Below are 18811 nucleotides of genomic sequence, written 5' to 3' on the forward strand. Positions count from 1 at the left end.
CGCACTCACGAGAAGAATGTCGTGTCCACGCGATCCAGCCATTGGCTGAACCTGATACGGTAGTCGTCGATCTCGGGTGGGTTCTGGCGCTCGAGGAGAATGCGGAAATCGTCGATCAGCTTGCCGATCGCCGCGCGGTCGTCCCCCAATCTCTCCTCGTAGAGCCGCTCGGCCCTCGACATCACCGCCTGATTTTCGGCCTGGTCGCGCGGATGAATCTTGAGCGCCTTCAACGCGGCCAGGCGTTGGTCGATCTCCTCTCGGCTGAGGATCCCGGGATTGCCTTCGATGACGAGCTGGACGGTATGACCGGTGCTGACGACCTCCAGGTCGACCTCCAGAAGTCCGCTGACATCGTATGTGAAACGAACATCGATGCGTTCCTTGCCGGCCGGCCCCGGCGGGACAGGCACCGAGAGCTGTCCAATCTCGATGTTGTCGGCGACCATCCGCGCTTCGCCCTGGAAGATGCGAAACCTGACCTCGCTCTGGCCGTCGGATGCCGTGCTCACCTGCTTCGCGCGGCTGACCGGGATCACCGTGTTGCGCTCGATGATCGGCAGATAGAGGCCGTCGAGATACGAATTGTCGGCGAGCCGGCTTCTTGTATTGATGCCGAGCGAATACGGGGCGACATCCGTCATCACGACATCGTCGAGCGCCATGTCTCGCATCTTCAAGCCGGCCTGGACCGCGGCGCCCCGGGCCACGACCTCATCCGGATTGATCTGCGCGATCGGAAGCCGCTGGAACAGCCGGGCCGCCATCCGCCGCACCACCGGCATGCGGGTCGCGCCGCCGACCAGCACCAAATCGGTCACTTGATCGGGATGCAGATTGGCGTCGCGGATCGCTCGCTCGATCGGGGCGCGGAGCCGCCTGAGCAACGGCTCACTGGCCGCCTCGAAATCGCTCCGGGTGATCGACCACCGTATCGCACCGCCATCGTGCACCAGCTCGATTTCGTGCGCGTCGTGATCGGTCAAAGCGCGCTTGGCGATCTCGGCCTGACGATGCAAATTGGCGTGAAGCGCGCTCGACGACGATCGCGGCGGGATCCCGGCCGCAGCACCGGCTTCCACCATGAAGCGATCGACGATCACATCGACGAAGTCCTCGCCGCCGAGGAAATTATCGCCGGCGGATGCCCTGACTTCCATGACGCCTTCGAACATCTCCAGGATCGACACGTCGAAGGTTCCGCCTCCGAGGTCGAGCACCAGTATCTTGCGCTCGCTTGCTCCCTCCTGAAGTCCATAGGCGAGGGCTGCCGCGGTCGGCTCATTCAAGAGACGCTCGACCTTGAGGCCGGCCATCTCGCCGGCGGCCTTGGTCGCCTTGCGCTGGGCGTCATTGAAATAGGCAGGAACGGTGATGATCGCTTCGCTGACCGGCTGTCCCAGAACGGCTTCAGCGTCAGCCTTCAGCGCGCGAAGCACCAGCGCGGACAGCTCCTCGGCCCGAAAGGTCCTGATGCCAAGCTGAAAGGTGCGATTGCTGCCCATGTAGCGCTTGAACGACGCAACCGACTGCCGCGGATGGGACAGCAACCGTTCTCGTGCAGGCAAACCGACCAGGACGGCACCGTCCTGGTCCACACTGATCGCCGACGGCGTCAGCAACGATCCAAGGGCATTTGGAATGAGCTCAGAGGTACCGGCCTTCCAAACCCCGACCAGACTGTTGGTCGTGCCGAGGTCAATTCCAATAATCATGCGTGAACGACCTCATCGAACCCGCGAGCGTCGCCGGTGACGTGGACGCCATATACCTGTGGTAGTGCCACGAAATCGTTATCGGCGGGAGACGTCGCTGCAAAAATAGCGCAGCCGTTTGCGCCGATGTGGCCGGGCTGCCGCCGGCTTCTCCCGGGATTCGCGAATGATTGGAAAATGGCGCGCCCGGAACGATTCGAACGTCCGACCCTCAGATTCGTAGTCTGATGCTCTATCCAGCTGAGCTACGGGCGCAATTCGCGGCAGGGCTTGGAGCCCGGGTGGGTTCGGGAAAGCCCGGACCATCGCGAAGGAGCGCTCTAGCTACAGGCTCCCGGTCCGGTTGGCAAGGGTCTGGAAGGCAGGTTCTGGGGCCGTGATTCGACCGGGAAAGGCCCGATTTCCCGCCATTCCGGGAGGAGCCCTTGCGCCTACGCCCGCGCCCGCTCGCTGCGGATCGACAGCAGTTCCACCGGGCGGTCCGGGATCGAGATCCGGAAGGTGGCGCCGATCGTGCCTTCGACCAGATGGATATTGCCGCCATGGGCGCGGATCAGCTCGGCGGCGATGGCAAGTCCGAGCCCGCTGCCGCCGGGCCGGCCGGAGGTCTGGAACGCCTCGAACAGATGTTCGCGCGCCTTCGCGGGCACGCCGGGACCGGTGTCGGAGACCTCGACGATCGCAACCGTCCCTTCGCGGCGGCCGGTGATGCGGATCTGCCGGGCGCCGCCGTCACTGCCCGGGCGGCTCTCCAGCGCCTGCGCCGCGTTGCGCACCAGATTGAGCAGCACGCGGAACAGCTGGTCCGGGTCGACGTCGATGGTCAGCCCGCGCTCGATGGCGCTGATCCAGGTGATCGAGACGTCGTTGCCGAGACCGGCCGATTCGCGCACCTCGGCGACCGCCGGCTCGACCAGGATTACGCGGCGGTCCGGCGCCGCCTCCTGCGCGCGGCCGTAGGACAGGGTCGACTGGCAGAAGGCGATGGCGCGCTCCAGCGAGCGCAGCAATTTGGGCGCAAAGCGCTGCACCCGCGGATCGGGCACGCTGGCGAGCTGGTCCGACAGCAGCTGCGAGGAGGCCAGCAGATTGCGCAAATCGTGATTGATCTTGGAGACGGCGAGCCCGAGCGCTGCGAGCCGGCTCTTCTGATGCAGCATCGAGACCAGGTCGCGCTGCATGTCCGACAGCTCGCGCTCGGCAACCCCGATCTCGTCGCCGCGGTGGCTCGGCACGATGATTCGCGCGGCACTTTCCGGATTTTCGTGGAAGCCAATCAGGCTCGCGGTCAGCCGCCGCATCGGGCGGACGAACAGATAATGCAGCGCGAAATAGACCAGGCCGGCGGTCAGGCCGGCGATCAGCAGCGCGACGACAAGCACGTTGCGCGAGAAGCGGTACATCGCTTGCCGCAGCGGCTTCTCGTCGATTACGACCTCGATGAACTGGGCCTGGCCGGGCGCTGCGCCGACCACGCGGATGGTCTGGTCGCCATGCTCCAGCATGATCTCAAAGGCATCGACGATCGCCGACCACACCGTCATGGTCCGCATGTCGACGTCATGATCGATCGAGGCGGGCAGGTCGGCGCTGGCGAGCAGGCGGCGCTGCTGACCCAATTTGATGGCGACCGCGCGGGCCCCGATGCTGGTCAGGATCTGCCGCGACAGCGAATCCGGCACCATGCCGGAGGGCGCGGCGTCCAGCACCAGCGCTGCGGTGTTGGCGGCGGCGAGCCGGTCGTTGAGCCGGTTCATCCGGAAGTTGGCGATCGCCGGCACGTAGATCAGAAGGCCGGCGATCATCACCAGGGGGATCGTCAACAGCAAAAGCTTGCCCGACAGCCCGAGCCGCAGCGTCGGCTTGGGCCGCAGATTCAGCGCGGTCGCCTGGTCGTCAGTCACAGCCACAAGAGAAGGCCTTGTTTGGCTCAGGGGTCGGAAGATGCGGCCCGGCCCCCGAGCCGGTCAAATTACGGATCGCTAATGTCGGCGGGTTCCACGGCGCCGCCAAGCGCTCCCTCACCGTCAAAAACCCCGTGAAAACAGATATATTCGTCCCAATTGCGACCTTTCAAAGAAGCTTCCTTGCGACGCCCTGTGACATTGACGAAAACAGGGCGCTCCCTTATAAGCCGCGCCAACTGTCCGCGATGGCCCGGTCTTGACCGGGGGCGGCTCATTTGGGCCGCGAGTGGCCCGCTGTGGGTTCGCCGGCATCACCGGACTTTATCTCAACGGACTTGATCTTAATCCCGGCAAACTGCCCGGTCAGCGGAGAATTACCGTGAAGCGGACTTATCAACCCAGCAAACTGGTGCGCAAGCGCCGTCACGGCTTCCGCGCCCGTCTCGCCACGGCCGGCGGCCGCAAGGTCCTCGCCGCGCGCCGCGCGCGTGGCCGCAAGCGCCTCAGCGCCTAATCCCGGACGTCTCCTCTCAGGAGATTCTTGATGGATCGGCTAAGGCAGCGGGCGGATTTCCTCGCCGTTGCCAATGGCGCGCGGGCGAACACCGCAGCTTTCGTGCTGCAGGGCCGCCGCCGCGACGATGACGGCCCGGCCCGCATCGGGTTCACCGTCACCAAGAAGAACGGCACCGCGACCGAGCGCAACCGCATCCGCCGCCGGCTGCGCGAAGTGGTGAAGGGTGTCGACACCGTATCGATCCGGCCGCACCATGATTATGTGCTAGTCGGCCGCCGTGACGCGCTGACCCGTGACTTTGCGACCATGCTTGACGACCTGCGGTCGGCGCTGCGCCGCCTCGACCGGCCTGCGCCAAAAGCGCGTAACTCGGGCGCGTAATCCGAACGGAATGACGAGACCTTAAGAGATGTCCGACAACCGCAATACGATCCTTGCCGTCATTCTGTCCGGCCTCGTCCTGATCGCCTGGCAATATTTCTACAACATGCCGCAGATGGAGAAGCAGCGCGAAGCGCAGCGGCAGGCCGAGCTGCTGAAACCGACGCAGCAGGCGCAACCGACGCCTGGCGCCGCTCCGGCAACCTCCTCCGCCACGCCTGCGCCGGCATCGGTCGCCCCCGCCGCCGAAGCCGCGGTGGCAAGCCGCGAGTCGGTGCTTGAGTCCGGCCCGCGCATCAAGATCGAGACCCCGCGCGTCACCGGCAGCATCGCGCTGAAGGGCGCCCGCATCGACGATCTGTCGCTGGTTCAGTACCGCGAGACCGTCGACCCAAAATCCCCGGCCATCGTGCTGCTGTCGCCGTCGGGCACAGCTGATCCCTATTATGCCGAGTTCCTGTGGCTCACCCAGAGCGGGGCCACCATCAAGACCCCCAATGCCGACACCACGTGGGAACAGGAAGGCTCGAACAGCCTGACGCCGTCGACGCCGGTGGTCCTGAAGTACGACAACGGCCAGGGCCTGATCTTCCGCCGCACCCTCTCGGTCGACGATCGCTACCTCTTCACCGTCAAGGACGAGGTCAACAATCTCGGCAGCGCCCCGGTCACGCTGTATCCGTTCGCGCTGATCTCGCGCGGCGGCAAGCCGCCGGTCTCCGGCTACGCGATCCTGCACGAAGGCCCGGTCGGCTATCTCGGCGAGCAGGGCCTGCAGGAGTTGAGCTACAAGAATCTGGATGACAGCAAGGTCGCCACCGGCGGAAACGCCCGTGGCGCCATCTTCCAGAAGGTCACCGACGGCTGGCTCGGCATCACCGACAAATACTGGGCCACCGCGCTGTTGCCCGACACCAATGCGACCCTGGACACCGCCCGCTTCACCACGGGCGACAAGCGCTATCAGGCCGATTACATGCTCGGCGCGCAGACCATCCCGATCGGCGGCACCGGCGTCGCCAATGCGCGGCTGTTTGCCGGCGCGAAGGAAGCCGCCGTCGTCGGTCTCAATTTCCCGCTGGTCGGCTTCGGCGGCTACAATCAGCAGCTCGGCCTCAACCATTTCGATCTCTTGATCGACTGGGGCCACTTCTATTTCATCACCAAGCCGATGTTCCTGGCGCTCGACTTCTTCTACCATCTGGTCGGCAATTTCGGCATCGCCATCCTGCTGGTGACCGTCATCGTCAAGCTGTTGTTCTTCCCGCTCGCCAACAAGTCCTACGCCTCGATGGCGAAGATGAAGTCGGTGCAGCCGCAGTTGCAGGCGCTGAAGGAGCGCTATCCTGACGACCGCGTGAAGCAGCAGCAGGAGATGATGGAGATCTACAAGAAGGAGAAGATCAACCCGATCGCCGGTTGTCTTCCCGTCGCGTTGCAGATCCCGGTGTTCTTCTCGCTCTACAAGGTGCTGTTCATCACCATCGAGATGCGGCACGCGCCGTTCTTCGGCTGGATCAAGGACCTGTCGGCGCAGGACCCGACCAATCTGTTCACGCTGTTCGGCCTGCTGCATTACGACCCGACCCAGATCCCGTTCTTCGGCCATTACCTGTGGCTCGGCATCTGGCCGCTCATCATGGGCGTCACGATGTGGGTCCAGATGAAGCTCAACCCGGCGCCGCCGGATCCGACCCAGAAGTTGATCTTCGACTGGATGCCGCTGATCTTCACCTTCATGCTGGCGGGCTTCCCGGCCGGTCTCGTGATCTACTGGGCCTGGAACAACACGTTGTCCGTGACGCAGCAGAGCTACATCATGCGGCTCAACGGCGTGAAGGTTGAGCTGTTCGACAATCTGAAGGCGACGTTCGCGAGGAAGGCGGCATAGCTGCCGTCATTGCGAGCGAAGCGAAGCAATCGCACATGGCCGTCGAGACCGACGCGGAGTTGACCGAGCAGGGGCGAAAGCTGTTCGCCGGCGACTGGCGTTTCATCTGGGCGTCGCCCTCGATCGCGACGCTGCCGCCGATGGGGCCGCTCGAGGTCGCCTTTGCCGGCCGCTCCAATGTCGGCAAGTCGAGCCTGATCAACGCGCTGACCGGCCGCAGCAACCTCGCACGCACCTCGCATACGCCGGGCCGCACCCAGGAGCTGATTTTCTTCGAGGGACCGGAGAAGGCGGACTTCCGTCTCGTCGACATGCCCGGTTACGGCTATGCCTCCGCGCCGAAGACCAAGGTCGCGTCGTGGACCGAGCTGATCCATAAGTTCCTGCTCGGACGCGCCACGCTGGCACGGGTCTACGTGCTGATCGACGCGCGCCATGGCATCAAGGATGTCGATCTCGACGTGCTCAAGACGCTGGATAAATCCGCGGTCAGCTACCAGGTCGTGCTGACCAAGGCCGACCAGGTCAAGGCCGGCGCATTGAAGACCACCATCGACGACACGTCGGCGGCGCTGGCCAAGCATCCTGCGGCCTTCCCCGAAGTGCTGGTGACATCGTCACGCGACGGCGACGGCATGCCGGAATTGCGGGCTGCGATGGTGCGCCTGATCGAGGAGCGGCGCAGGTGACCGGCCTGCCGCGCCTGCTGGTCGGCCTTGCCGCGATCATGGGCGCCTGTGGCGTGATGCTGGCCGCTGGTGCGGCCCATTTGCCGGACGCCTCGCGGCTCGCGGCGGCATCCTCGATGCTGCTGTTCCATGCCACCGCCGTGCTCGCGACCACGGCGATCGCGGATCGCGCGATCGTGCATGCGAAGATCGCCATCACGGCAGCGGCCGGCTTCGTCATCGCAGCGTCATTGTTTGCGGGCGACCTGACGATGCGCCAATATGCCGGCCACGGATTGTTTCCAATGGCCGCACCATCAGGCGGAACGCTGCTGATCCTGAGCTGGGTGGTATTGGCCGTCGCGGCAATGTGGCCGAAGCGCTGATCCGCAGCCCGGATGGAGGGAAGCGTAATCCGGGGGTACGAATACCTGCTCCCACTTTGCGCCTGCCCGGCAATCAGATAGAACCGCGCCCACCCCTCCGCCGACGACGAGACCCGCCCCATGACCGACCAGCACATCAGCCCGTTCGATCAGGCCCGCATCCTCTCGGAAGCGCTGCCGCACATGCAGGAGTATGACGAGGAAACCATCGTCATCAAATATGGCGGCCATGCCATGGGCGCGGAGGAGACCGCCAAGGCCTTCGCCCGCGACATCGTGCTGCTCGAGCAGACCGCGATCAATCCGGTGGTCGTGCACGGCGGCGGGCCGCAGATCGCGACCATGCTGAAGCGCCTCGGCATCGTGTCGGAATTCGCCGCGGGGCTTCGCATTACCGACGCCGCCACTATCGAGATCGTCGAGATGGTGCTGGCGGGCTCGGTCAACAAGCAGATCGTCGGCTACATCAACGAAGCCGGCGGCAAGGCCGTGGGGTTGTCCGGCAAGGACGGCAACATGGTGAAGGCGTCGAAGACGACGCGCACCATGGTCGACCCGGATTCCCACATCGAAAAGACCGTCGACCTGGGCTTCGTCGGCGACCCCGAGAAGGTCGACCTCACGCTGCTCAACCAGTTGATCGGCTACGAGCTGATCCCGGTGCTGGCGCCGCTGGCGACCTCGAAGGACGGCCAGACGCTGAACGTCAACGCCGACACCTTTGCCGGCGCGGTCGCGGGCGCGCTGAAGGCCAAGCGGCTGTTGCTGCTGACCGACGTACCCGGCGTGCTCGACAAGTCGAAGAAGCTGATCCCCGACCTGTCGATCAAGGATGCCCGCAAGCTGATCGCCGACGGCACCATTTCCGGCGGCATGATCCCGAAGGTCGAGACCTGCATCTACGCGCTCGAACAGGGCGTGCAGGGCGTCGTGATCATCGACGGCAAGATGCAGCACGCGGTGCTGCTCGAACTCTTCACCAACCAGGGGACCGGCACGCTGATCCATAAGTAATGGCAGGCGCGATCAAGCGATCGAAGGCGGTCACGGCCGGGTACGTCCCGGCCGTCCGCGCCCTGCGCCGTGGCCGCCGCACCACCCTACATGCGCGGATCGCCGCGGCGCTGGCCAAGTCGCCGCATCGCTCGCCGCTGGCGCGGCTGATGATGTCGTTCCCGGCCGCGGTGATGTCGCTGCTGTTCTCCGCGGAGCCGGCGCACGCCGACCTGAAGCTTTGCAACCGCATGAGCTATGTCGTCGAGGCCGCGATCGGCATCGACGAAAAGGCAGCGACCGCAACGCGCGGCTGGTTTCGCATCGATCCCGCGACCTGTCGCGTCGTGGTGCAGGGCCAGCTTTCCGCCGACCGCGTGCTGCTGAATGCACGCGCGCTCGGCGTCTATGGCGCCTCGCCGATCCCGCAGAACGGCACCGATACGCTCTGCGTCGCGCAGGACAATTTCGTGATCGCCGCCGCGCGCCAGTGCCGCTCCGGCCAGACGCCCGCGCAGTTCACCCAGATCACGCCGACGCAGAGCGATGACGGCAATCTCGTCGCCTATCTGGCCGAAGACAGCGAGTATGACGACGAGCAGGCGCGGCTTGCCGGCATCCAGCGCCTGCTGGTGATCGCGGGCTATGACGCGGCGCCGATCGACGGCGTCGACGGGCCGAAGACGCAGAGCGCGCTCGCCGCGTTCCTGAAAAGCCGCGGGCTCGCCAGCGACATCGTGCAGTCGCCGAACTTCTTCGCCGCGATGATCGATGCCGTCCAGAAGCCGTCGCCATCGGGGCTGACCTGGTGCAACGACACGCCGCACAAGGTGATGGCCGCGGTTGCCACCGATGACGGCAGGACGGTGACCAGCCGCGGCTGGTACCGCATCGATCCCGGCAAATGCCTGCATCCCGATATCACCGGCACGCCGAAGCAGATCTATTCCTTTGCCGAGGCCGTCGACAGCGACAACCGCACCGTCCGCATCAAGGACAAGCCGCTGAACTGGGGCGGCGCCGTGCAGCTCTGCACCCGCGACAGCAAATTCGAGAGCAGCGAGCAGGGCGACTGCGCCAGTCGCGGTCTCGCGGCAACGGGATTTACCACCGTCGACATGACCAGCGGCGGCAAGACGCTGCGCTTTGCGATGCCGTGAATGAGAGCATGATGAAAACTTCCCGCAGCTTCGGCCATGTCGACACCTGGGTGTTCGACCTCGACAACACGCTGTACCCGCATCACGTCAATCTGTGGCAGCAGGTCGACGCGCGGATCGGCGAGTTCGTCAGCAACTGGCTGAATGTGACGCCGGAGGAGGCGCGGCGGATCCAGAAGGACTACTACCTGCGCTACGGCACCACGATGCGCGGCATGATGACCGAGCACGGCGTGAAGGCCGACGACTACCTCGCCTATGTGCACAAGATCGACCATTCGCCGCTGCAGCCCAATCCTGCGATGGGCGCCGCGATCGCGGAGCTGCCGGGGCGCAAACTGATCCTGACCAACGGCTCGGTCGACCATGTCGACGCCGTGCTCGGCCGGCTCGGCATCGGCGATCATTTCGACGGCGTGTTCGACATCATCGCCGCCGACCTCGAGCCGAAGCCGGCGCCGCAGACCTACCAGAAGTTCCTCAAGCTGCACGACGTCGATCCGGCCAGGGCCGCGATGTTCGAAGACCTCGCACGCAATCTGGTCGTCCCGCACGAGCTCGGCATGGTCACCGTGCTGGTGGTGCCCGATGGCAGCCAGGAGGTGGTGCGCGAGACCTGGGAGCTGGAAGGCCGCGACGCCGCGCATGTCGACCACGTCACCGACGATCTGACCGGGTTTTTGCAGCGGTTGAGCGGCAAAGTCTGATCTCTCCCCTCGTCGTCCCGGCGACGGCGGAGTTTGCCTTGACTCTCCCGTCCCAAATCCGGAAAAAGCCCCTCAATTCCCGTCATAATCCCGATACGCCCGAGGATATCCCGATGTCGCTGTCCGCCCTCGAAACCACCGTCAACACCGCGTTCGACGCCCGCGAAGGCATCTCGACCTCGACCAAGGGCGAGGTCCGCGACGCCGTCGATCATGCGCTGGAGCTGCTCGACAAGGGCGAGGCCCGCGTCGCCGAACGCGAGGCCGGCGGCAAGTGGAAGGTCAATCAGTGGCTGAAGAAGGCGGTGCTGCTCTCGTTCCGCCTCAACGACATGAGCTCAATTCCTGGCGGCCCGGGCAAGGCATCGTGGTGGGACAAGGTGCCCTCGAAGTTCGAAGGCTGGGGCGAGAACCGTTTCCGCGACGCCGGCTTTCGCGCCGTGCCGGGCGCGATCGTTCGCCGTTCGGCTTTCATCGCCCGCAACGTCGTGCTGATGCCTTCCTTCGTCAATCTCGGCGCTTATGTCGATGAAGCGACCATGATCGACACCTGGTCGACGGTCGGCTCCTGCGCCCAGATCGGCAAGCGCGTGCACATCTCCGGCGGCGTCGGCATCGGCGGCGTGCTCGAGCCGCTGCAGGCCGAACCCGTGATCGTCGAGGACGACTGCTTCATCGGCGCGCGCTCCGAGGTCGCCGAAGGCGTGATCGTGCGCAAAGGCGCGGTGCTGGCGATGGGCGTGTTCCTCGGCGCCTCCACCAAGATCGTCGACCGCGAGACCGGCGAGATCTTCGTCGGCGAGGTGCCCGAATATGCCGTCGTGGTGCCCGGCACCACGCCGGCCAAGCCGCTGAAGAACGGCCAGCCGGGTCCGGCGGTGGCCTGCGCCGTGATCGTCAAGCGCGTCGACGAGCGCACCCGCGCCAAGACCAGCATCAACGAGCTGCTGCGGGACTGAACCAGTCTCCAGGTAAGATCGACAAAACTCCGGGCCGCGACCAATTCCCGCCGCCCGGAGTTTTTTCATGAATTGGACCTGGTACCTTTTCAGCTTCGAGGGCCGCATCAACCGCGCCAAATACTGGCTCGCGGGATTGGTTATCCTTGGCGGCATGATCGCCCTCGCCGCCATGGTGCTGGCGACCGGCCTCGCGTTCGGATGGGGCGTATCGTTCGGTTACAGTCTCGATGACGTCTTCGGGATCGTCGATCCGAACGCCTACAGATCGCTGTCCTGGTCTCGCCTGCCGCTGCACGCAATCAAGGCGCTCGCAACGGCGCTGTTCGTCTGGGTCTATTGCGCAGCCTTGGTCAAACGCCTGCACGATCGCGACAAGAGCGCATGGTGGATATTGCCATACTTCGTCCTGCCCGGCCTCTGTAACCAGTTTGCCGATCGTCTTCCCGACGCGTCCTGGACGCTCGTGCTGATCGTCCCGATGGGGCTGCTGTATTTCTGGGGCTTCGTCGAGATGGGCTTTCTTCGGGGCACCCGGCACACCAATCGGTACGGCGCCAATCCGCTCGGCAAGCAACGGATGAGGCCGCCCGGCAACCGCGACAACGCGCCGCGTTTGACGCAGGGCTGGGATCAGCAGAGCGCGCTCGAAATCGCACCGCACAAAGCTGGCCCATCCGCAACGTGACGTGTTAAGCGGACGGCATGACCGATGCCGTCTCCATCACCCGCGATCTCGTCCGCTGCCCGTCGGTGACGCCTGCCGATGCCGGCGCGCTGGGCGTTCTCGAACATCTGCTGAAGGCCGCCGGCTTCGACGTGCATCGCGTCACCTTCTCCGAGCCCGGCACCGCGGATATCGACAATCTCTATGCCCGGATCGGCAGCACGGCGCCGCATATCACCTTCGCCGGACACACCGACGTCGTGCCGCCCGGCGATGAGGCGGCGTGGACGCTCGGCGCGTTCTCCGGCGAAGTGAAAGACGGCTATCTCTACGGCCGCGGCGCAGTCGACATGAAGGGCGGCATCGCCTGCAGCGTCGCCGCGGTGCTGCAATATCTGAAGGACCATGGCGGCGCGCCAAAGGGCTCGATCTCGTTCCTGATCACCGGCGACGAGGAAGACGTCTCGATCAACGGCACCGTGAAGCTCCTGAAATGGTGCGCCGAGCGCGGCGAGCGGTTCGATCATTGCGTGGTCGGCGAACCCTCGAATGTCGAAGTGCTCGGCGACACGATCAAGATCGGCCGGCGCGGCTCGCAATCCGGCACGCTCGTCGTCGACGGCGTGCAGGGCCATGTCGCCTATCCGCATCGCGCCTCCAACCCGGTGCCTGATATCTCGCGGCTGATCGTGGCGCTGAGCGACGAGCCGCTCGACCACGGCAGCGCGCAATTCCAGGCGAGCAATCTCGAATTCACCACGGTCGACGTCGGCAACACCGCAGGCAATGTGATCCCCGGACAGGCGCGGGCGAGGTTCAACATCCGCTTCAACGACAATCATACCCAGGAGAGCCTGCGGCAACTGGTCGATGAACGCCTGGCGAAGGCCTGCGGCAACCGCATCCGCGCCCGCATCGACTGGCAGCCGTCGAACTCCAACGTGTTCGTGACCAGGCCCGGCCCCTTCACCGACCTCGCGGTCTCCGCGATCGAGGAGATCACCGGCCGCCGGCCCGAGCTCTCGACTTCGGGTGGCACGTCCGATGCCCGCTTCATCGCGAGCTACTGCCCGGTGATCGAATTCGGCCTGGTCGGCCAGACCATGCACCAGATCGACGAGCGCACGCCGGTGTCCGATCTGGAGAAGCTGACGCGGATCTATCGGGGCGTGCTGGACAGGTATTTCGGCTAGGCTCCGACCCGTTAGACCAAAATATCGAAAAACAACCCCATGCACAGTAGGGGTTGTGGCCGCTAGTAATCCACCCGCACCAGATATAGTCCCTCCGGCGGCGCGACCGGGCCGCAGGCGGCGCGGTTGCGGGCGGCGAGTGCGGCGGCGAGGTCGTCGGCACGCCAGCGGCCTTCGCCGACCCATACCAGCGAGCCGACCATCGAACGCACCTGGCTGTGCAGGAACGAGCGCGCCGACGTGACGATGTTGACGGCATCTCCATCGCGCGTGACGTCGAGCTGGTCGAGCGTCTTCTCCGGCGATTTGGCCTGGCACTCGGTGTCGCGGAACGTCGTGAAATCGTGCTTGCCGAGCAGGCGCTGCGCGGCGGCGTGCATCGCCTCCGCATCGAGCACGCGCGGCACGCGCCAGACCCGGCCGATATCGAGTGCAAGATTCGCCCGGGTGTTGGCGATGCGATAGAGATAATGCCGCCTGACCGCCGAGAAGCGCGCCTCGAAATCATCGGGCACGATGTCGGCCGCGAGCACCGCGATCGGATGCGGCCGCAGATGCGCGTTCAGCCCGTCGCGAAAGCGGCCCGGCGGAAACGCCTTTGCGATATCGCAATGCGCGACCTGGCCCCGCGCGTGCACGCCGGCATCGGTGCGACCGGCGCCGTGGACACGAACATCCTCGCCGCAGATCGCCTTCACCGCCGTCTCCAGCGCGCCCTGCACGGTCGGCGCCGTGTCCTGGATCTGCCAGCCGGAGAAGGGCGTGCCGTCATATTCGATGGTGAGCTTGTAGCGCGGCATCAGGCGAGCCGCGCGGGCGGCTTCAGCGGCGTGCCGCGCAGGAAATCAGCCGCCTTCATCGGCTTCGATCCGGCGCGCTGCAGCTCGAGGATCCGGATCGCACCGTCGCCGCAGGCGATCGCAAGATTGTCGTCGAGCACGGCACCGGGCGCGCCGGCGCCACGGGCCAGCTCGCAGCGCAGGATCTTCAGCCGCACCGGCTCGCCCTCGCCCGCGAGCTCGCACCACGCGCCGGGAAACGGCGACAGACCGTGAATGTGGCGCAATACCGCATGCGCCGGCTTGCTCCAGTCGATTCGCGCCTCGGCCTTCTCGATCTTGGCGGCGTAGGTGACGCCGTGCTCGCTCTGCTTCGTGAGCTGCAAGCCGCCGCGGTCCAGGCCGCCCATCGCGCGCACCATCAAATCGGCACCGAGCGGCGCCAGTGCGTCATGCAGGTCGGAGGCCGTCATGTTCTCAGTGATCGGCAGTCGCTCGACCATCGCGACATCGCCGGTGTCGAGCCCGACATCCATCTTCATCACCATCACGCCGCTCTCGGCATCGCCGGCCATGATGGCGCGGTTGATCGGCGCGGCACCGCGCCAGCGCGGCAGCAGCGAGGCATGCAGATTGAAGCAGCCGAGCGAGGGCGTATCGAGGATGGCCTGCGGCAGGATCATGCCGTAGGCAACGACGACCGCCGCATCCGCATCATGCGCGCGAAACTCTTCCAGCGCCTCGGGCGTCTTCAACGTCTTCGGCGTCAGCACGGGAATGCCGAGCCGGCGCGCCTCCTGCTCCACCGGCGTCGGCTGCAATTGCAGGCCGCGCCGCCCGCCCGGCTTCGGCGCGCGGGTGTAGACGGCTGCGACCTCATGGCCGTGCGCCACGAGCTCCAGCAGCGTCGGCACCGCGAAATCTGGCGTGCCCATGAAGATCAGGCGGAGAGACATGCAGTCAATTTCTTCCGGGAGGCCTAAACATCCGTCATGGCCGGGCTTGTCCCGGCCATCCACGTCCTTGGCCCCTCAAGAAGCAAGACGTGGATGCCCGGGTCAAGCCCGGGCATGACGGGCAAACCAAAACGCCGCTATTCCGCCGCGCGCTTGGCGGCCTTCTCGAATTTCTTGAAGACGCGGTCGCGCTTCAGCTTCGACAGATAATCCACGAACAGCACGCCGTTGAGATGGTCGATCTCGTGCTGGATGCAGGTGGCATAAAGCCCTTCCGCATCCTCCTCATGCAGCTTGCCGTCGAGGTCGAGGAATCGGATGCGCACCCGCGCCGGACGCTCGACCTCCTCGTAATATTCGGGGATCGAGAGGCAGCCCTCCTCGTAGACCGAGAGCTCCTCCGAGCGCGCGATGATCTCCGGATTGATGAAGACGCGCGGCTTCGGCGTGGTCTCGCCGTCCTCCTCGCGCTTGGCGAGGTCCATGGTGATCAGCCGCAGCGGCTGCGCGACCTGGATCGCCGCAAGCCCGATGCCGGGCGCGTCGTACATCGTCTCCAGCATGTCGTCGGCAAGCTTGCGGATCTCCGGCGTCACCGCCTCGACAGGCTTCGACACCAGGCGCAGCTGCTTGTCCGGCAGGATGATGATTTCTCTGATGGCCATGCGCGCGATTTAAGCCGCTGGTCTCTGGGGGTCAATGCGCTCCGGAACCGGTTAAGCCGGCCTTAACCATGTTTCTTCAGCCGACGTTAACCACGAAAATTGCGGTTGCATTCGCGATAAATGTTCTCTCTTCGTTCGCCGCAAGCCGCGAATCGGCTACAACGGCCGGCATGAACGAGATTCTTCTCACCATAGGCGAGCTGCCGGTCCGCGTTTCCGATGCGCTGATCGGCCTTGGCGTGCTGGCGCTCGTCCTGCTGCTCACGATCGCCATCATCATCGCCCGTTCAGGCTGCCGCGGCGCGGAACTCGCGATGGCCCAGGCGATCCGCGCCGACGAGCTCGAAGAGCGGCTCGCCGACGTGCTGCGCGCCCAAAGCGAATCTTCAGGCCGGGCCGATGCCATGGCGCAGGCGCTGGCCGGCCGGCAGGCCGAGATGGCGCGGGCGGTCAACGAGCGTCTGGATTCGGTGACCCATCGGGTCGGCCAGTCGATGGAGCAGTCGACCCGCAACACGATGGATTCGCTCCGCGTGCTGCATGAGCGGCTCGGCATCATCGATCACGCCCACAAGAACCTCAACGAGCTCACCACCCAGGTCACGACCTTGCGCGACGTGCTCGCCAACAAGCAGTCGCGCGGCGCGTTCGGCCAGGCCCGGATGGAGGCGATCGTCCAGGACGGCATGCCGAAGGGATCCTACGAATTCCAGCACACGCTGACCTCGGGCAAGCGCCCGGACTGCGTGGTGTTCCTGCCCGACCAACGCCCGCTCTGCATCGACGCCAAATTTCCGCTGGAAGCGATGACCGCGCTGCATGATGCGCGCAGCGACGAGGAGCGCAAATTTGCCAGCCAGCGGCTGCGCGTCGACGTGCTGAAGCATGTCAGCGACATCGCGGAGAAATACCTGATCCCCGGCGAGACCCAGGACACCGCGCTGATGTTCGTGCCCTCGGAATCGGTCTATGCCGAGATCCATGACGGCTTCGACGACGTGATCCAGAAGGCCTATCGCGCCCGCGTCGTGCTGGTGTCGCCCTCGCTGCTGATGCTGGCGATCCAGGTGATGCAGCAGATCCTGAAGGATGCCCGCATCCGCGATGCCGCCGACCAGATCCGCAACGAGGTGATGCATCTCGGCGACGACCTCGGCCGGCTGCGCGATCGCGTGCTCAAGCTGCAGAACCATTTCGGCCAGGTCAACGAGGACGTCAGGCAGATCCTGATCTCCGCCGACAAGATCGAAAAGCGCGCCGGCCGCATCGAGGAGCTCGACTTCAGCAAGGCGGAAGCGCCGATCGAGGTGCCTCGCTTCGTGAAGGGCCCAGCCCCCGACCTGTTCCCCGCCCCGCGCAAGCTGCAAGCGGGGGAATAGTTATCGTCTGCGATCCCCGCCAAATATTCGGTGTCATCGCCCGGCTCGACCGGGCGATCCAGTATTCCAGAGGCGGAAGTTGGGGGCACGGCACTACTACGTTTACATCCTCGCCAGCCGCATTGGCGGCACGCTCTACATCGGCGTGACAAATGATCTCATCCGACGAGTCTGGGAGCACAAGCTGAAACCTATGAAGAGTTTCACTGAAAAATACGACATCGTGAGGCTCGTCTATTTCGAACAGTTCGATGATCCGGAGAATGCGATCCGTCGCGAGAAACGCCTGAAGAAATGGCCTCGCGCATGGAAGATATCCCTGATCGAGAAGGACAATCCGGACTGGATCGATCTTTATCCGGAGATTGCTGCGGGCGGCGGATAGGCCTCTGGGATACTGGGTCGCCCGGTCAAGCCGGGCGATGACACCGTTTTTGTGGCTCGAATCTGCTACCAACTGCTTATGACCGCGCCCGAAGCGACCGAGCCCTCGCCAGAAAAAGCTTCCCCGCCCCCCACCTCCTGGCGCGACGGCCTGGCGGTCTATCTGCAACCGCGCGTTCTCATCGTCCTGCTGCTCGGCTTCTCCTCGGGCCTGCCGCTGGCGCTGTCGGGGTCGACCTTGCAGGTGTGGATGAAGGAGGCCGGGGTCGATCTCGGCACCATCGGGCTGCTGGCGCTGATCGGCACGCCCTACACGCTGAAATTCCTCTGGGCACCGCTGGTCGATGCGTTGCACGTGCCGCTGTTCACGCACGCCTTCGGCCGCCGCCGCGGCTGGCTGTTGTTCTCGCAGCTGCTGCTGATCGCCGCGATCCTGGTGCTGGCGATGGCCGATCCGGCGAAATCGCCGTGGTTTGCCGCCTTCGCCGCGCTGCTGGTGGCGACCGCGTCGTCGACGCAGGATATCGTGGTCGACGCCTTTCGCGTCGAGAGCCTGCCTGAAAGCGAGCAGGCCGCCGGCATGGCGTCCTATGTCGCGGCCTATCGCATCGGCATGCTGGTATCGACCGCGGGAGCACTGTTCATCGTCAGCGGCTTCGAAGCATCAGGCGTTGCGCGCCCGTCGGCGTGGATGTGGGGCTATGTCGTGATGGCCGCGCTGATCCTGATCGGCACGATCACGGCGCTTGCCGCGACCGAGCCGCCGCAATCGAAGGGCGCCGAGGCGGCCACCCATGCGCAGACGGCGGCGGAACGCGTGCTGCATGCCGCGGCCGGCGCGTTCTCCGAGTTCCTGACCCGGAAGGACGCGTTCGCGGCACTCGCCTTCGTGGTGCTGTTCAAATTCACCGATGCGTTTTCGGGCACCATGACCGCGCCGTTCGTGATCGACATCGGTTTTTCCAAGGTCGACTATGCGGCGATCGTGAAGGGCGTCGGCCTCGCCGCAACCCTGATCGGCGGCTTTGCCGGCGGCTTCGTGGCGCGGCGTTATTCGCTGGCGACCAGCCTGTGGATCGGCGGCGTGCTGCAGGCGCTCGCCAACCTCTCGTTTTCCTGGCTCGCGCATGTCGGCATCAACCACTGGGCACTGGCGCTCGCCATCACCGCGGAGAATTTCACCAGCGCGATCGGCACCGTGATCTTCGTCGCCTATCTCTCGGCGCTGTGCCGCAATCCGCTGCACACCGCGACCCAGTATGCGCTGCTGACCGCGCTCGCGGCGGTCGGCCGCACCTACCTGTCGTCGGGCGCGGGCTTTATCGCGCAGAATGTCGGCTGGTCGGCGTTCTTCGTGATCTGCGTGCTGGTCGCGATCCCGAGCCTGATCCTGCTCGTCTGGCTGCAGCGGCGTGGGCATTTTGATGAGCTCGGGCCGGTGCGGGTTTAGTCCACCGCTGTCGTCACCCGGCTTGACCGGGTGACCCAGTATTCCAGAGACGCT

At 65.2% G+C, this 18811-nt stretch carries 19 protein-coding genes and 1 tRNA gene; 14 read left to right on the forward strand and 6 right to left on the reverse strand.

The genetic code is table 11. From position 1 onward, the window contains the following. Window positions 1-5: 5 nt before the first annotated feature. The 3 genes from IC762_RS34240 to IC762_RS34250 form a co-directional block, all read right to left on the reverse strand. The gene (locus tag IC762_RS34240; RefSeq protein ID WP_195786472.1) at window positions 6-1715 is read right to left on the reverse strand and encodes an Hsp70 family protein; all 1710 of its coding nucleotides are present in this window, start codon (window positions 1713-1715) and stop codon (window positions 6-8) included. 178 nt (window positions 1716-1893) lie between these two features. After that, window positions 1894-1970, reverse strand: a tRNA-Arg gene (locus tag IC762_RS34245). A 176-nt stretch (window positions 1971-2146) separates the two neighbouring features. After that, window positions 2147-3625, reverse strand: a complete 1479-nt coding sequence (locus IC762_RS34250; protein ID WP_195786473.1) for a sensor histidine kinase — start codon at window positions 3623-3625, stop codon at window positions 2147-2149. A gap of 376 nt (window positions 3626-4001) precedes the next feature. On the opposite strand from IC762_RS34250, the gene rpmH reads away from it, so the two are divergent. The 11 genes from rpmH (at window position 4002) to dapE (ending at window position 13144) form a co-directional block, all read left to right on the forward strand. Then, window positions 4002-4136 (forward strand): 50S ribosomal protein L34, encoded by a 135-nt coding sequence (gene rpmH, locus IC762_RS34255; RefSeq protein WP_008542748.1) that lies wholly within the window; start codon window positions 4002-4004, stop codon window positions 4134-4136. A gap of 30 nt (window positions 4137-4166) precedes the next feature. Further along, window positions 4167-4520: a ribonuclease P protein component gene (gene rnpA, locus IC762_RS34260; protein ID WP_195786474.1), complete on the forward strand. Its 354-nt coding sequence runs from the start codon at window positions 4167-4169 to the stop codon at window positions 4518-4520. Between the two features lie 28 nt (window positions 4521-4548). Then, window positions 4549-6411: a membrane protein insertase YidC gene (gene yidC, locus IC762_RS34265; RefSeq protein ID WP_195786475.1), complete on the forward strand. Its 1863-nt coding sequence runs from the start codon at window positions 4549-4551 to the stop codon at window positions 6409-6411. A gap of 35 nt (window positions 6412-6446) precedes the next feature. Continuing rightward, window positions 6447-7100 (forward strand): ribosome biogenesis GTP-binding protein YihA/YsxC, encoded by a 654-nt coding sequence (gene yihA / locus IC762_RS34270; RefSeq protein ID WP_195786476.1) that lies wholly within the window; start codon window positions 6447-6449, stop codon window positions 7098-7100. After that, entirely contained in the window at window positions 7097-7465 is a 369-nt protein-coding gene (locus IC762_RS34275; RefSeq protein ID WP_246801369.1) for a DUF423 domain-containing protein, read from the forward strand. The genes yihA and IC762_RS34275 overlap by 4 nt, the downstream gene beginning before the upstream one ends. Window positions 7466-7585: 120 nt before the next feature. Further along, window positions 7586-8479 (forward strand): acetylglutamate kinase, encoded by an 894-nt coding sequence (gene argB, locus IC762_RS34280; RefSeq protein ID WP_195786477.1) that lies wholly within the window; start codon window positions 7586-7588, stop codon window positions 8477-8479. 152 nt (window positions 8480-8631) lie between these two features. Then, on the forward strand, window positions 8632-9618 hold the full coding sequence (locus IC762_RS34285; protein ID WP_195790416.1) for a DUF1036 domain-containing protein: 987 nt from the start codon (window positions 8632-8634) through the stop codon (window positions 9616-9618). A gap of 8 nt (window positions 9619-9626) precedes the next feature. Continuing rightward, window positions 9627-10325: a pyrimidine 5'-nucleotidase gene (locus IC762_RS34290; RefSeq protein ID WP_195786478.1), complete on the forward strand. Its 699-nt coding sequence runs from the start codon at window positions 9627-9629 to the stop codon at window positions 10323-10325. Window positions 10326-10438: 113 nt separating this feature from the next. After that, window positions 10439-11284: a 2,3,4,5-tetrahydropyridine-2,6-dicarboxylate N-succinyltransferase gene (gene dapD, locus IC762_RS34295; protein ID WP_195786479.1), complete on the forward strand. Its 846-nt coding sequence runs from the start codon at window positions 10439-10441 to the stop codon at window positions 11282-11284. A gap of 67 nt (window positions 11285-11351) precedes the next feature. Then, on the forward strand, window positions 11352-11972 hold the full coding sequence (locus IC762_RS34300; protein WP_195786480.1) for a DUF805 domain-containing protein: 621 nt from the start codon (window positions 11352-11354) through the stop codon (window positions 11970-11972). A 17-nt stretch (window positions 11973-11989) separates the two neighbouring features. Beyond that, window positions 11990-13144 carry a succinyl-diaminopimelate desuccinylase gene (gene dapE, locus IC762_RS34305; protein WP_195786481.1) on the forward strand — a complete coding sequence of 385 codons (1155 nt, stop codon included), beginning with the start codon at window positions 11990-11992 and terminating at the stop codon, window positions 13142-13144. A gap of 62 nt (window positions 13145-13206) precedes the next feature. On the opposite strand, the gene truA is transcribed toward dapE, so the two are convergent. The 3 genes from truA to def all read right to left on the reverse strand — a co-directional run bounded on the left by truA (window position 13207) and on the right by def (window position 15544). Continuing rightward, window positions 13207-13944 carry a tRNA pseudouridine(38-40) synthase TruA gene (gene truA, locus IC762_RS34310; RefSeq protein WP_195786482.1) on the reverse strand — a complete coding sequence of 246 codons (738 nt, stop codon included), beginning with the start codon at window positions 13942-13944 and terminating at the stop codon, window positions 13207-13209. Next, a complete protein-coding gene (gene fmt / locus IC762_RS34315) occupies window positions 13944-14879 on the reverse strand; it encodes a methionyl-tRNA formyltransferase (protein ID WP_195786483.1) in 936 nt (311 codons plus the stop codon). Before fmt ends, truA begins: the two co-directional genes overlap by 1 nt. Window positions 14880-15016: 137 nt before the next feature. Next, complete coding sequence (def, locus tag IC762_RS34320; protein ID WP_195786484.1) at window positions 15017-15544, reverse strand: peptide deformylase; 528 nt, start codon at window positions 15542-15544, stop codon at window positions 15017-15019. A gap of 170 nt (window positions 15545-15714) precedes the next feature. Between def and IC762_RS34325 the strand changes: the two genes are divergently transcribed. The 3 genes from IC762_RS34325 to IC762_RS34335 all read left to right on the forward strand — a co-directional run bounded on the left by IC762_RS34325 (window position 15715) and on the right by IC762_RS34335 (window position 18757). Next, a complete protein-coding gene (locus IC762_RS34325; protein ID WP_195786485.1) occupies window positions 15715-16923 on the forward strand; it encodes a DNA recombination protein RmuC in 1209 nt (402 codons plus the stop codon). A gap of 79 nt (window positions 16924-17002) precedes the next feature. After that, window positions 17003-17308: a GIY-YIG nuclease family protein gene (locus IC762_RS34330; protein WP_195786486.1), complete on the forward strand. Its 306-nt coding sequence runs from the start codon at window positions 17003-17005 to the stop codon at window positions 17306-17308. A 78-nt stretch (window positions 17309-17386) separates the two neighbouring features. Further along, entirely contained in the window at window positions 17387-18757 is a 1371-nt protein-coding gene (locus IC762_RS34335) for an AmpG family muropeptide MFS transporter (RefSeq protein WP_195786487.1), read from the forward strand. Window positions 18758-18811 lie beyond the last annotated feature (54 nt).

Source organism: Bradyrhizobium genosp. L, from assembly GCF_015624485.1.
Taxonomy (GTDB): Bacteria; Pseudomonadota; Alphaproteobacteria; order Rhizobiales; family Xanthobacteraceae; genus Bradyrhizobium.